The organism is Paenibacillus septentrionalis, from assembly GCF_042659865.1.
In the GTDB taxonomy this organism is placed as follows: domain Bacteria; phylum Bacillota; class Bacilli; order Paenibacillales; family Paenibacillaceae; genus Pristimantibacillus; species Pristimantibacillus septentrionalis.
Genome location: NZ_JBHSTE010000005.1, coordinates 267,877 through 280,415, shown reverse-complemented (window position 1 = coordinate 280,415; position 12,539 = coordinate 267,877). Strand labels below are relative to the sequence as shown.

16 protein-coding genes are annotated in these 12,539 nt (G+C 42.1%); 8 read left to right on the top strand and 8 right to left on the bottom strand.

Annotated elements, in window-relative coordinates; translation table 11 throughout:
* Window positions 1-23 precede the first annotated feature (23 nt).
* Both ACFP56_RS16150 and ACFP56_RS16145 read right to left on the bottom strand, forming a co-directional pair.
* Window positions 24-401 (bottom strand): PilZ domain-containing protein, encoded by a 378-nt coding sequence (locus ACFP56_RS16150; RefSeq protein WP_379236388.1) that lies wholly within the window; start codon window positions 399-401, stop codon window positions 24-26.
* A gap of 76 nt (window positions 402-477) precedes the next feature.
* Window positions 478-1,269: a DUF817 domain-containing protein gene (locus ACFP56_RS16145; protein WP_379236386.1), complete on the bottom strand. Its 792-nt coding sequence runs from the start codon at window positions 1,267-1,269 to the stop codon at window positions 478-480.
* Window positions 1,270-1,498: 229 nt separating this feature from the next.
* Between ACFP56_RS16145 and ACFP56_RS16140 the strand changes: the two genes are divergently transcribed.
* Both ACFP56_RS16140 and ACFP56_RS16135 read left to right on the top strand, forming a co-directional pair.
* Window positions 1,499-2,224 (top strand): 3-ketoacyl-ACP reductase, encoded by a 726-nt coding sequence (locus ACFP56_RS16140; RefSeq protein ID WP_379236384.1) that lies wholly within the window; start codon window positions 1,499-1,501, stop codon window positions 2,222-2,224.
* A 285-nt stretch (window positions 2,225-2,509) separates the two neighbouring features.
* Complete coding sequence (locus ACFP56_RS16135) at window positions 2,510-3,160, top strand: FusB/FusC family EF-G-binding protein (protein ID WP_379236382.1); 651 nt, start codon at window positions 2,510-2,512, stop codon at window positions 3,158-3,160.
* A 104-nt stretch (window positions 3,161-3,264) separates the two neighbouring features.
* Here ACFP56_RS16135 and hxlB read toward each other — a convergent pair whose 3' ends face one another.
* The 3 genes from hxlB to ACFP56_RS16120 all read right to left on the bottom strand — a co-directional run bounded on the left by hxlB (window position 3,265) and on the right by ACFP56_RS16120 (window position 5,047).
* Window positions 3,265-3,822 (bottom strand): 6-phospho-3-hexuloisomerase, encoded by a 558-nt coding sequence (gene hxlB / locus ACFP56_RS16130; protein WP_379236380.1) that lies wholly within the window; start codon window positions 3,820-3,822, stop codon window positions 3,265-3,267.
* A gap of 6 nt (window positions 3,823-3,828) precedes the next feature.
* Complete coding sequence (hxlA, locus tag ACFP56_RS16125) at window positions 3,829-4,461, bottom strand: 3-hexulose-6-phosphate synthase (RefSeq protein ID WP_379236378.1); 633 nt, start codon at window positions 4,459-4,461, stop codon at window positions 3,829-3,831.
* Between the two features lie 208 nt (window positions 4,462-4,669).
* Complete coding sequence (locus ACFP56_RS16120; protein WP_379236376.1) at window positions 4,670-5,047, bottom strand: winged helix-turn-helix transcriptional regulator; 378 nt, start codon at window positions 5,045-5,047, stop codon at window positions 4,670-4,672.
* Between the two features lie 244 nt (window positions 5,048-5,291).
* On the opposite strand from ACFP56_RS16120, the gene gnd reads away from it, so the two are divergent.
* Entirely contained in the window at window positions 5,292-6,191 is a 900-nt protein-coding gene (gene gnd / locus ACFP56_RS16115; protein ID WP_379236374.1) for a phosphogluconate dehydrogenase (NAD(+)-dependent, decarboxylating), read from the top strand.
* A 125-nt stretch (window positions 6,192-6,316) separates the two neighbouring features.
* Here the strand turns inward: gnd and ACFP56_RS16110 are convergent, their stop codons facing one another.
* From ACFP56_RS16110 to ACFP56_RS16100, 3 genes are all read right to left on the bottom strand, one after another.
* The gene (locus ACFP56_RS16110; RefSeq protein ID WP_379236372.1) at window positions 6,317-6,916 is read right to left on the bottom strand and encodes a cupin domain-containing protein; all 600 of its coding nucleotides are present in this window, start codon (window positions 6,914-6,916) and stop codon (window positions 6,317-6,319) included.
* 218 nt (window positions 6,917-7,134) lie between these two features.
* Window positions 7,135-7,968: an aldo/keto reductase gene (locus tag ACFP56_RS16105; RefSeq protein ID WP_379236370.1), complete on the bottom strand. Its 834-nt coding sequence runs from the start codon at window positions 7,966-7,968 to the stop codon at window positions 7,135-7,137.
* Window positions 7,961-9,172 carry an MFS transporter gene (locus tag ACFP56_RS16100; RefSeq protein ID WP_379236368.1) on the bottom strand — a complete coding sequence of 404 codons (1,212 nt, stop codon included), beginning with the start codon at window positions 9,170-9,172 and terminating at the stop codon, window positions 7,961-7,963. The genes ACFP56_RS16105 and ACFP56_RS16100 overlap by 8 nt, the downstream gene beginning before the upstream one ends.
* Before the next feature lie 165 nt (window positions 9,173-9,337).
* On the opposite strand from ACFP56_RS16100, the gene ACFP56_RS16095 reads away from it, so the two are divergent.
* The 5 genes from ACFP56_RS16095 (at window position 9,338) to ahpC (ending at window position 12,436) form a co-directional block, all read left to right on the top strand.
* Complete coding sequence (locus ACFP56_RS16095; protein ID WP_379236366.1) at window positions 9,338-9,712, top strand: winged helix-turn-helix transcriptional regulator; 375 nt, start codon at window positions 9,338-9,340, stop codon at window positions 9,710-9,712.
* Between the two features lie 19 nt (window positions 9,713-9,731).
* Complete coding sequence (locus ACFP56_RS16090; RefSeq protein WP_379236364.1) at window positions 9,732-10,406, top strand: YdeI/OmpD-associated family protein; 675 nt, start codon at window positions 9,732-9,734, stop codon at window positions 10,404-10,406.
* A 158-nt stretch (window positions 10,407-10,564) separates the two neighbouring features.
* Window positions 10,565-10,993: a MarR family winged helix-turn-helix transcriptional regulator gene (locus tag ACFP56_RS16085; protein ID WP_379236362.1), complete on the top strand. Its 429-nt coding sequence runs from the start codon at window positions 10,565-10,567 to the stop codon at window positions 10,991-10,993.
* Between the two features lie 32 nt (window positions 10,994-11,025).
* Window positions 11,026-11,652, top strand: coding sequence for a nitroreductase family protein (locus ACFP56_RS16080; protein WP_379236360.1), 627 nt, complete (start codon window positions 11,026-11,028; stop codon window positions 11,650-11,652).
* 220 nt (window positions 11,653-11,872) lie between these two features.
* The gene (gene ahpC / locus ACFP56_RS16075) at window positions 11,873-12,436 is read left to right on the top strand and encodes an alkyl hydroperoxide reductase subunit C (RefSeq protein ID WP_379236358.1); all 564 of its coding nucleotides are present in this window, start codon (window positions 11,873-11,875) and stop codon (window positions 12,434-12,436) included.
* The last annotated feature ends 103 nt before the right edge of the window (window positions 12,437-12,539 follow it).

Below are 12,539 nucleotides of genomic sequence, written 5' to 3'. Positions count from 1 at the left end.
GGTTTTTATTAATCGATAATACGTTATTGAGCAAGAATGCGATTTTGTCCAGCAAGCTCTCTTAATTCGGCAGGCAGACGTTCGCGTTCTTGATCGGATGCATCCAGTTCAATACCATAGTAATAGCCATTTTGATGTGGGAGACTCCAGCGAAGTACACCCTTTAGTGTTATAGGCTCGTTGTTCAACACTATATTCATGCTAATCGCAATATTGGAGTTGTCAATAGGTAAGGATAGCGGCATCCATATCCGACAACCTGCACGATTAATATTATATAAATAAGCGAGAACAGGCTTTTGTGGTGGAACCATTCCATTAATGCTTAGAAATTGAAGTTCGAATGCTACAGCTTCCTTTAATTCGTAGCGGAAAGGAGTTTTTCTGCGATTAATGATCATAGTATGACCCTCCGTAAAGTATACAATTAATCAATCTAATACATTATACATCGACAGAAAAACGTTTGAAATGAAGTCAGGCATCATGAAATTTGTAATTTGCCTTGATTTGCTTTAACGTTGCGACGATCAAAAAGCTGACGATAACGAGTAAGAGCCAGGAGCTGATTTTACTAACGTGTACAAGACGCCAGGTATCAGTTTGATTAGGGTATTCCCATGCACTAAAGAAGGTTGCAACGTTTTCTGCTATCCAGATAAAAAATCCAATCAACACAAAAGAGAGAGACAAAGGCATGCGATAGCGATGATCGCCTACCTTATAACTAACCGATGTGCGCCAAAACACGATAACAACTAAAGCAGACAGCCACCAGCGAATGTCTATCCAATAATGATGAGTGAAGAAATTCAGATAGATGGAAGCGGCTAGTGGCGTAACAAGCCAAAGCGATGGCCAATGAATCAGCTCGACGTTCATCCGACGCCATGCCTGACACAAATAACTGGCCACACTGGCATACATGAACCCACTGTATAACGGGACACCGAATAGCTTTGTCCACCCTTCTTCCGGATATGACCAAGATCCCATATGAACCTTGAAAAGCTCTAATGCCAAGCCGATTAGGTGAAAAACCGTAATAACTTTTAGCTCGTCACGCGTCTCGAGTCCAGAACGCAACATCCAAATCTGCATGGACAAGCAAATCAATAACAGCCAATCGTAGCGGTGCAGCCATGGAAGCGGGAAGATTTGTGTTAGAGCGAGCGATGCAAAGATGACTACAGGAAAGACGCAGGACAGAGCTTGCTGCCAACCAAAACGTACAAGCTGCTTTAGAGCATGCGTTAATGATGTAATCATAGCGTAACTCCTTAATATTCATTTTATAATGATGTCATGACCATTCGAAGATAGCACAAAATTTATCGAATTACAATAAATAATTATTAATTTATATGATGTACATATCGTTAATATGCTACTTGAGTTGATCATTCAATTGACGTTCATCCGATGCATGCTTTAGCATAATTTAACCGAGCATAGTATAATGAATCTATAACCAAGTGTTTTGAAAGGAGCAAGAAAAATGGCACAGTCAATAAAGGGTAAGGTAGCATTTGTAACAGGTGCAGCAAGAGGCATCGGAAAAGCTACGGCATTTGCATTGGCAAAGGAAGGGGTAAATGTCGGTTTGCTTGCCAGAACAGAGGCTACTTTAAAAGAGGTAGCAGCAGAATTGGAAGGCTTCGGCGTAAAGGTTGCTTATGCAATGGCTGATGTAGCTGTTAAGGAACAAGTAGATGCAGCGATTGAGACTTTAACGAATCAATTAGGCTCAGCAGATATTTTAATCAATAATGCGGGAACTGCTACTTTTGCTTCAGTATTAGATATGGACCCGGTAGAATGGAAACGAATCATTGATACGAATTTGCTAGGTACATATTACGTAACGCGAGCAGTTCTACCGCAGCTGATCGAGAAAAACGGCGGAGATATTATTAATATTTCGTCTACTAGCGGATTAAGCGGAGCAGCAACGTCTAGTGCGTACAGCGCCTCTAAATTTGCGGTTATTGGCTTTACAGAATCGCTGGCGCAAGAGGTTCGCCGAAACAATATTCGAGTGTCGGCATTAAACCCAAGTACAGTAGCGACAGAGCTATCGCTTGAGCTTAGCTTGATTAAAGAAAATAATGATTCCAAATTCATGCAGTCTGAGGATATTGCAGAGATTATCGTAAATCAATTAAAGCTGAACCCGCGCATCTATGTTAAAACAGCCAGCTTTATCGCTACTAATCCATTTTAAGAGCATCGCTCAAGCAAAGAGAAAGATTCGGTTATCACAAGCTGATAATCGAATCTTTTTTTATGGTATACTAATTATATCTTTTGTATAAAAGGAGCGTGATCCTGATGGCAATCAGAGATTGCCGGATTGGAAAAGCCTCGTGCAAAGCCTAAAATTAGAGGCGATACTTTGCATGAGGGTGACCAGATTTCTTGGAAGTCGCCGGTATTTGTAGTTATCGTGTTCTAATATATGGCTTTGCTCAGATTGTTTTATCAAACTAGAGCAAAGGGGCTACCATCCATGTGTGAACCATTTATTAGAAACCACCAATATAACGTTATAAGAAAACAGGCCGAAGAGGTTGTTCGCGCCTATCAAGCGATTAGTGATCCAAAGGTGTTAGAATCTGTGCGTTATGGCGCTCAAGAGAAAGTGTTGGAGCTGTTTCCTAACGTGACGGAGGACTGCAGCAAGCTGCTCACACCGATCATTGATCTGCAAACGGTAGAGGCTGCTCGCAGGTATGTAGCGGAGCTAGAGCCTTATCTTGTCGAGTTTCCTTCAATTTCAGTGAAACAGATTCAGAAGCTGTTCCCGAAAAACAAGAAGCTGAAGCTGCCTGATCTTAGTCAAATCGATTATAGATATGTGTCGTATTTAAGCTGGAGTGACCTGTCGACGAATAAAATGTATATCGTGTACGATGCGGGAGGACAATTCGTAGGCATTGAAGGCAGATACACGATAGCCAATAAAAAGAGCTATTGCTTCGTGTGCAATAAATTTGAAAAGCTAGCTCTATTTTCAGCAGTATCTAAGAAAAGACATGCTAACCTGCCAGACTATTATAAATCAGTAGGTAACTATATTTGCATGAATGGTCATGATTGCAATCGAAACATCACAGATGTCACTGCTTTAGAGAAGTTCATTGCATCTGTCGTTCATTAGAACACGTCAGTCTAGCAGCAGCTAGCTATGCAATCGAACGTGTAGTCTGATATAAGAAAGGCCGGTCATCCTCATGACCGGCCTTCTTGCTGTAGCGTCAATATCTATTCAAGATTCGCATGACGATGGTACATAGCTTGCGAGTCCAGTCCGCGAATGTCCATTAATCTTAAAATAACGGCATCAAGAAACAAAAACAAGGTTTGTTCATACAAGGAACCCATTGGCTGTATAGTAACTGCTTCCTGTTGGGATTGATCCTTTGGAGCGCCTGGTAATGAAACAGTTAGTCTAGACAATTTTCCGATAGAAGACTCAGGGAAAATCGTAACAGACGCAATCGTTGCATGCAGACTATGAGCTTTTTGAGCCATAGAGAGCAGGCTTTTTGTCTCGCCCGATCCTGACCCGATAATCAGCATGTCTCCTGCGGCTAACCCTGGTGTTACGGTTTCGCCTACCACATACGTCTCGATGCCAAGATGCATAAGCCTCATTGCGAATGCCCGCATCATGAGTCCTGAGCGACCAGCACCAGCTGCATAAATTCTGTTAGCTTCCATAATATGCTGAACGAATGCTTCCGCCTCGATATCGGATATTCTGCCTGCCGCTTGGCTTAATTCGTCTAGAATTTTGCTTAGGTATTGGTTCGTTTGCATATCGGATTAACCTTGCTTAATCAATCTTTGCATTTCAGCGGCAGCAGCTTTTTTATCCGCTTCACCAGTAATACCGCCACCTACAATGACAAGATCAGGTTGAGACTTGATTACTTCTGGAAGTGTGCTCAGCTTGATGCCACCTGCTACTGCAGTTTTAGCGTTCTTTACGACACGCTTGATCGTTTGAAGGTCCTCGAAGGAGTTTTTGCCTACTGCTTGCAGGTCATAGCCTGTATGCACACAAATATAATCAACGCCAAAAGCATCTACTTCTTGTGCTCGTTGAGCCAGGTCCTTCACGCCAATCATATCGACTAAAATTTTCTTGCCTTGTTTCTTAGCCTCTTCTACAGCGCCTTTAATCGTCATATCCTCAGCTACCCCAAGGATTGTCACGATATCCGCACCAGCTTCTGAAGCCTTCATTACCTCATAGCCTGCTGCATCCATTACTTTTAGATCAGCTAAAACTTTTAAATGAGGAAATGCATCCTTAACGGCCTTCACTGCATGAAGTCCTTCGTTTATTACGACAGGAGTTCCAATCTCCACAATATCAATATATGCCTCAACTTCCTGTAACACCTGTTTTGCTTGAGGGATGTCGACAAGATCCAATGCTAATTGAAGTTCCATAATCCTTCACTCCTTACTGTTTATGATGAGACCTATTGTAATGCCTTATAGACAGCTTGAATAGAACGCACAATATTGATAGATAGTACCCAAAATGTTACTAATGCGTACGTACGCGATTTGTGCGGCTTAGGTTGGACTCATCGGCATCATCTTATCAGTGCTTGGTGGAGGGAATTGTTGTCGACAATCATTCCTTGAGGAAGAACTAGACCGATTGCTCGTTCTGTTTCTTTATGTCCTCAATTCGTTTTTTGCCCCAGTCATACATTAACTCTAATAGTGGCATTAACGTAAGACCGAGCTCTGTCATCGAATATTCAACTCTTGGCGGAACCTCTGGAAATACCTCACGATGAATGATGCCGTCGTCAGTAAGCTCCTTTAGCTGGCTCGTTAGCATTTTATGAGTAATTTTAGGCAGTAATCGTTGAAGCTCGCTGAAACGCTGTGGGCCTTCCTTCCCAAGATGCCAGAGAATAATCAGCTTCCATTTACCACCGATAATCGATAGGGTTAGTTCCTTCTCACAATTAAAGTCTCCATTTTTGAGCTTATTAAGTATTTCTTCCCTTAAATCAGCCATATGTTATATGTTCTCCTTATATGTAATACATGTGTACCTAACTGTAACTGTAACTTCTTTAGTTATACAGCATTCTACCCGATTGCACCAGTTGGAAGGAACAGGGATTAGGTTGATGCATGTCCGATAGCATTCCAATTTATTCGCTGGATATTGTTGAATGTTTTGAGTCGATAGCGGACAACATCAAGGTGAAGGCTTTTATTAATCATCTGGTTAAAAAGCAAGAAAGGTTGGTTACAGGATGAAGATAGGATTAATTGGCTTAGGCAAAATGGGACAGAATTTAGGCAGAAATCTGCTAGATCATAACTACAATGTAGTTGCCTTTGACGTAAATCAGGCAGCAGTAGAAGAGCTGAAAGCATATGGAGCGGAAGGAGCAGCCAGCTTGAAGCAGCTCGTTGAACAGCTTGAGCCGCCAAGAGTTTATTGGCTGATGGTGCCGCATGCAGTTGTCGATTTCATATTAACTGATCTGAAGCCTTTCTTGTCTAAAGGCGATATTGTCATAGAGGCGGGAAATTCTCACTATAAGGAGTCGATACGACGTTATGAGGAGCTGCAAGGATTAGACGTTCATTTTATGGACGTCGGAACGTCCGGCGGTATGGAAGGCGCTCGTAATGGTGCCTGTTATATGATAGGCGGAGATCGAAAGGCTTGGAGTGTGGTAGAGCCTATTTTCCGCGACACAGCTGTTAGTAATGGGTACCTCTATGCAGGAAAGGCCGGTAGCGGTCACTATCTGAAAATGGTCCATAACGGCATTGAATATGGTATGATGGCCGCAATTGGAGAAGGGTTCGAGGTCCTGGAGAAAAGCGAATTTGATTTTGACTTTAGTCAGGTAGCCAGAGTGTGGAGTCATGGATCGGTCATTCGTTCCTGGTTAATGGAGTTGACGCAGCGGGCATTTTCCAAGGATGCCAAGCTGAAAGGCATTCAAGGGGTTATGCATTCCTCCGGAGAGGGCAGATGGACGGTAGAGGAGGCGCTTGAACTTCAGGCTGCCACCCCAGTAATAGCGATGTCTTTACTAATGCGCTACCGCTCAATGGAGCATGATACGTTTACAGGGAAAGTAGTTGCAGCCTTGAGAAATGAGTTTGGCGGTCATGCGGTGGAAAAGGCTCACGAATAGTCAACCGCTGGTTCCTATTATTGGAAGACTCAATTGAATAGTTCTCTTCTTATTGGGACGAGCACAACCAATAAAAAAACGTCAACGCGATGACGTTTTTATACCTTGCTTGAACGCTGAAGAGATTATAGTCCCCAATAATAACGCTGCTGTAGCATGTATGGATATTGCAATTGAGGCTGTGGCGCTTGTTGGTAGCAATCGCTGTAAGGACCGATATAGGTCGAAGGCTTAACTGTCGCAATTGCCTGCTTCCAAGCGTGTTCGTCAATGCAGTAGGTGTGGGCAATCACATTCGACGGTGTGAATTTTAGAATGTCAGAGCCTAAAATAACTTCAGGGTTAGGGGCGTCGAAGATTGCTAGCAGATGCGTATTGTCAGCGGTTGCGACCTCATAATGCCACCAGCCTTGAGGAACATTCGCTACTTGACCAGGTGTAATTGGATAGTTCTGAATTTGCTTCGTATAGGGATTCAACAATGACACCGTCGCTGCACCCGAAATACAATAGACGAGCTCTGCAGCGTTCTGATGATAATGCGGCTCTACCACATTATTTGTACTTAAATAAATGTCCAAAAGCGACACATTTTCTAATGAGTTTAACTGCTCTACACCTAATATATTAATAAAATTATTGTCGTCCTTTTTGAAAAAAGGGCTTTTATTAACATCATAGGAGTAGTGCGTAGTAGGAGATGTGTAATCAAGCGATCCTGCCATTTGTGTTCACCTCGATAATATAGTCACGTTACATAGGCATTTTATGTGGATGCTTCTTATTCGGTGTGCAGTGACAGCGAGGAAAATTTGGGGCAACACAGGCTGTAACCTTTAGGCTAAGCTGGATAGTGGTCAGTCCAAGCATACATCACAGCATACAAATAGCCTCAAGCTACTAGAAGCAGCAGCCTGAGGCACATTCGCTTTACGTTATTCCGTTAAAAATCAAAGTTATCGGGATCAGGACCGACTCGCTTGTTTTGATTCAGCTGGTTGATGCGCGTCATATCTTCAGCTGATAATTCAAAATCAAATACATTGAAGTTTTCAACAATGCGATGCTCCTTCGTCGATTTTGGAATGGTGATTACACCGCTTTGCAGATCCCATCTAATAATAATTTGGGCAATCGATTTGTTGTATCGTTGTGCGATCTCAAGCAACTCAGTATTGTTCAATAGCTCTCCCTGCATTAATGGTGACCATGCTTCAAGCTGTATGTCTTGCGACTGGCAATAGGCAAGCAGCTCCTTTTGAGTCAGTCTTGGATGAAACTCCACCTGGTTAACCATAGGCTTAATCTCAGCATGTTTCATGAGCTGCTCAAGATGATGAATTTGGAAATTGCTCACGCCTATCGCCTTTACTTTTCCTTGTTTATAGAGAGTTTCAAGCGCCCGCCAAGCCTCTTCATATTTGCCCTCCACCGGCCAGTGAATAAGGTACAGATCCAAGTAATCGAGCCCTAGCTTTTGTAAGCTTGTTTCATATGCTTTAAGTGTGGACTCATAGCCAAGATCAGCATTCCAAACCTTTGAGGTCACGAACAGCTCCTCGCGAGCAAGTCCTGTTTCAAGCATGCTTTCATGCAATGCTTGACCAACGCCTTCTTCATTGCCATAGATTGCTGCAGTATCAATGCTGCGGTAACCATGTTTAATCGCAAATTTGACAGCATGGACAAGCTCATCGCCTTCCTCCACCTTAAATACTCCTATACCAAGCCAAGGCATCGAAACGCCATTATACAGTGTTGTAACTTGATTATTCATGTACGATTCCTCCAATATCTCGTTGTTGTTCTCGTTGTTCAAGCGTGAGGCTTCTCCTTGTCAGGACGACAGCAGCTAGCACCATTAATGCTCCAATCCACGTTGTATGAATCATTCCAATAGAATCGGTGATCAGTCCCCCGATATAGGAGCCTAAGGCGATGCCAATATTAAAGGCGGCTATATTCATAGCAGAAGCTACGTCAACCGCCGATGGCACGAATCGTTTGGCTAGTGTGACGACATAAACTTGCAGACCGGGTACATTCATGAAAGCAAGAAGTCCCATAAAGAAGATCGTGATCAAGCCCGCGGTCTTAAATGGCGCTGTAAAATACAATATAACCAGCACAATAGCTTGTACAATAAACATAACCCATAAGGCACGAAGCGGTTGTTGATTAGACAGTTTACCACCAATCATATTTCCTATTGCGATGGCAACACCATAAATGAGCAGAATGAGTGCTACAGTGCCTTCCTTAAATCCGGCTATATCCTGTAATATAGGCGATAAATATGTGAACACGACAAAGGTTCCGCCATAGCCTAAAGCGGTAATGGCAAAGACAAGCAGCAATCGACCATTTTTCAGCAGCTTAACCTGGTCATGTATCGATGTACGCGTGCCTGCTCGCAAATCAGAAGGGATAAGCGTACTGTTGGCAATAAGGGCTATAATCCCAACGATTGTAATGAGGACGAATGCCATCCTCCAACCGAAATGCTGACCAATAAATGTGCCGAGCGGTACACCAGTGACAGTTGCTACCGTCAGTCCTGAGAACATAATGGATATCGCGCTCGCTCTACGGTTTTCCGGCACTAAATCAGCCGCTATGGTAGATCCAATCGACATAAAAACACCATGCGAAAACGCCGATATGATACGTGCTGCAAGCAGTACACCTATACTTGTTGCACTTGCTGCAATGCTGTTGCCAACAATGAAAATCATCATAATCCAAATGAGCAGCGTTTTGCGTGGTATATTGGATGTGAGCGACGTTAAAATAGGTGCGCCTATTGTGACACCTAATGCGTACAATGAAACGGTTAGGCCTGCTGTTGTGATGGGGACGTTAAGATCTGATGATAATAACGGCAGTAGTCCAACACTAATAAATTCAGTCGTTCCTATCGCAAAGGCGCTGATCGCTAGTGCAAGTAAAGCCAGGGTGCTTCGCCTTCTATTTAGAGACATGCTGTTCCTCCTCGATGGTTAATAGCTGAATACATTCATTCTTGCTGACAAATGTTATTATGGATAATAGGAGTTCAATTGAGAAGTACACACTTTTAAGTGATATAGAAACGTTAAAGTAATATAAGCACTTTTTAGTACCTGTAAATTAAGGGAGCAAGTAGCATGAAGAAAAAGAAATACAATATTTCGGTCGAGGTGACGTTAGAGGTAATCGGGGGGAAGTGGAAGTGCGTTATTTTGTGCCACTTAACTCATGGTAAAAAGCGGACTAGCGAGCTTAAGCGTCTCATGCCGAACATTACACAGAAAATGCTGACTCAGCAGCTGCGTGAGCTGGAGGAAGACGGGATCATTAATAGGATTGTATATAATGAGGTTCCGCCTAAGGTTGAATATGAGCTTAGTGATTACGGGCAAAGTCTGCGGGGAATCCTGGATTCGCTATGCGCATGGGGAGAAAAGCATATTGCAAGAGAGCATGGCAATCATCTTGAGCTGTTAGAGGATAATGTATTGAACGAGCATCTAAAGTACTAAGAGAAAGGATGAACAAGAAATGTCTAAAACGATCGTTGAAAAGCTGAGCTTAACTAAATATAGCAAGGTAGCTGTTCTATATACACCAGAAAAAGAAGAAGCTCTGGCTGAGCTGACTTCTACCGACCATGAATTAAAGGAAAACGAAAAGTACGATCTGATTTTTGCTTTTGTGCTCGATATGAATGAGCTGCAGCAGCTTGTGACAAATGTGATTAAACAACAAGCATTGCTGGAAGGCGGTTATTTGTATGCTGCCTATCCGAAGAAGGGAAATAAAGTGTATGCAACCTATATCCACCGAGATGAGCTATTGGCAGGATTGGGGGCTAACGAAGAAGGCTACATAGGGACAAGTCAATTGAAGTTTAGTCGCATGGTAGGCATGAATGACGTATTTACGATAGTGGGATTAAAACACGAGTCGAGCAAAAAGAAAACATCGACTGCCAAGAAACCGAGTCAATTAGTGGACGATTATATTGCATATATCCCGAACATCGAAGAGGATTTAAGCCAAGCACCGAATGAGCTTGCCTTCTATCAGTCGCTTACGCCAGGCTATCGCAAGGATTGGGCTCGTTATGTATATAGCGCTGTTCAAGAAGAAACAAGAGTTAAGCGTAAAGAGGAAATGATAGCGGTATTGGCTCAAGGCTATAAAACGATGGATTTATATCGCCGAAGATCATAGTATCATTGATGTTATTCAATATAGAATTATGCATCATGAGTAGGCATGCTAAATGGAAACTTGCAAATCGAGAAATGATGAGATACAATTGACTCGTCAATGATTGATCAGTCAACAGTTGATGAGTCAATTCTAATACAGTTAGGAGAATCACTGTAATGGATAAGTCGCACCAAGAGCTAAAAGAGCTGTTTCTCATGTTCAAGAATATAGATCGACGAATAACGCAGTGCTTCGAGAAGCGAGCTGGTATTAGTCTGACTCGTTATGAATTGTTGTATAAGCTGTTAACCAAAGGGAAAATTACGCAAATATCACTACAGCAGGAGTTGAATATTGACCAGGCAGCAATTACCAGGCACCTCAAGCTGTTAGAGGAGCAGCAGCTTGTACATCGTCAGCGGAATGAGTTGAATAATCGGGAGATAATTGTTGAAATTACCGATATCGGAAAACAACTTCTGACTGGCTGTGATGGGGATAGACAGCAGTTTATTAATGAGCTGTATAGAGATTTTACTACAGAAGAAGTTGAACAGCTGCAAGCTCTCGTTCGTAAGCTGAATTATAATACCGATCGTTTGTAATAAAGTGAATTTATTTGAAAGGACTGTTAAACATGATACACACACAAACAAAATTAGAGCAAATTATGCATGACCGAAAGTCGGTGCGCAAATATAAAGAGAATGTCGTGATTCCTCGTGAAAAGCTTAATCACTTGCTAGAGCAAGCGATGAGCGCGCCCTCTTCAAGTAACATGCAGCCTTGGCGCTTTCTTGTAATTGATGATCCACAGGTTAAGAAGGAAGTACGTGCGATTGCAAATAACCAAGAGCAGGTGGAGACATCATCTGCAATTATTGCCGTGTTAGGCGACATGAAAATGTATGAAAATGCGGAGCAAATTTATAATGAGAATGTTGAAAAGGGCTATATGTCGCGTGAAATTGGGGATCATATGATTAAAAATAGCTATGGGCTGTACAGTGGATTGCCAGAGCATATCCTGCAAAACATTGTTCACTTCGATGCTGGACTAATTTCTATGCAGATTATGCTTCTTGCGAAGGATATGGGTTACGACACTGTACCAATGGGCGGGTTTGACAAGGCTAAATTCGCAGAAAAATTCAATCTGCCTAAGCATGAAATCCCAATTCTTTTGATTGCAATTGGAGAAGCAGCTGCTCCGGCTTATGGTTCATCTCGATTGCCTTTTGATCAAATTGTTAGATACGTCTAATTCGTGACAGCGAGCAAGTATAATTTTCCTTTTTATTGGAAATAGCTATAAATGCTGTGACTGCGAATGAAAATTATCTTCATTTAAAATTTAGATTTTTGACACGTAAGAAATGTTGACTATGAGGCAATTATATACGATAATTTTATTAATGATTATAATTATTGTAATGTAATTATAATTACTTAAAAATAAAAAGAGAAAGTAGGAGGAAACTGTCATGGCATTAATTGGAAAAGAAATTCAACCATTTACAGCGAAGGCGTTCCACAAAGGCGAGTTTATCGACGTATCTTCAGAAAACTTTAAAGGTCAATGGAGTGTAGTATGCTTCTATCCAGCAGACTTCACATTCGTATGTCCTACAGAGCTTGAAGACTTGCAAAATGAATACGCAACGCTAAAAAGCCTAGGTGTTGAAGTTTACTCCGTATCAACTGATACACACTTCACACACAAAGCATGGCATGACCATTCACCAGCTATCGGTAAAATCGAATACGTTATGATTGGTGACCCAAGCCACGTAATTTCTAGAGCATTTGATGTATTGAATGAAGAAGACGGACTAGCTGAACGCGGTACGTTCATCATCGATCCAGACGGTATCGTTCAAGCGTATGAAATCAACGCTGGCGGTATTGGCCGTGATGCTTCTACAATCGTAGGAAAAATCAAAGCTGCTCAATACGTACGCAACAATCCAGGCGAAGTTTGCCCAGCTAAATGGCAAGAAGGCGCTGAAACATTGAAGCCAAGCCTAGATCTAGTAGGTAAAATCTAAGTTAAGTATTTAATTTAACATAGGATGAAGAAGGCGACAGGAACAATCCGTAGGGTTGATTTTTTGTCGCCCTATTTATAATAAATAATGTCCTTTTATATAG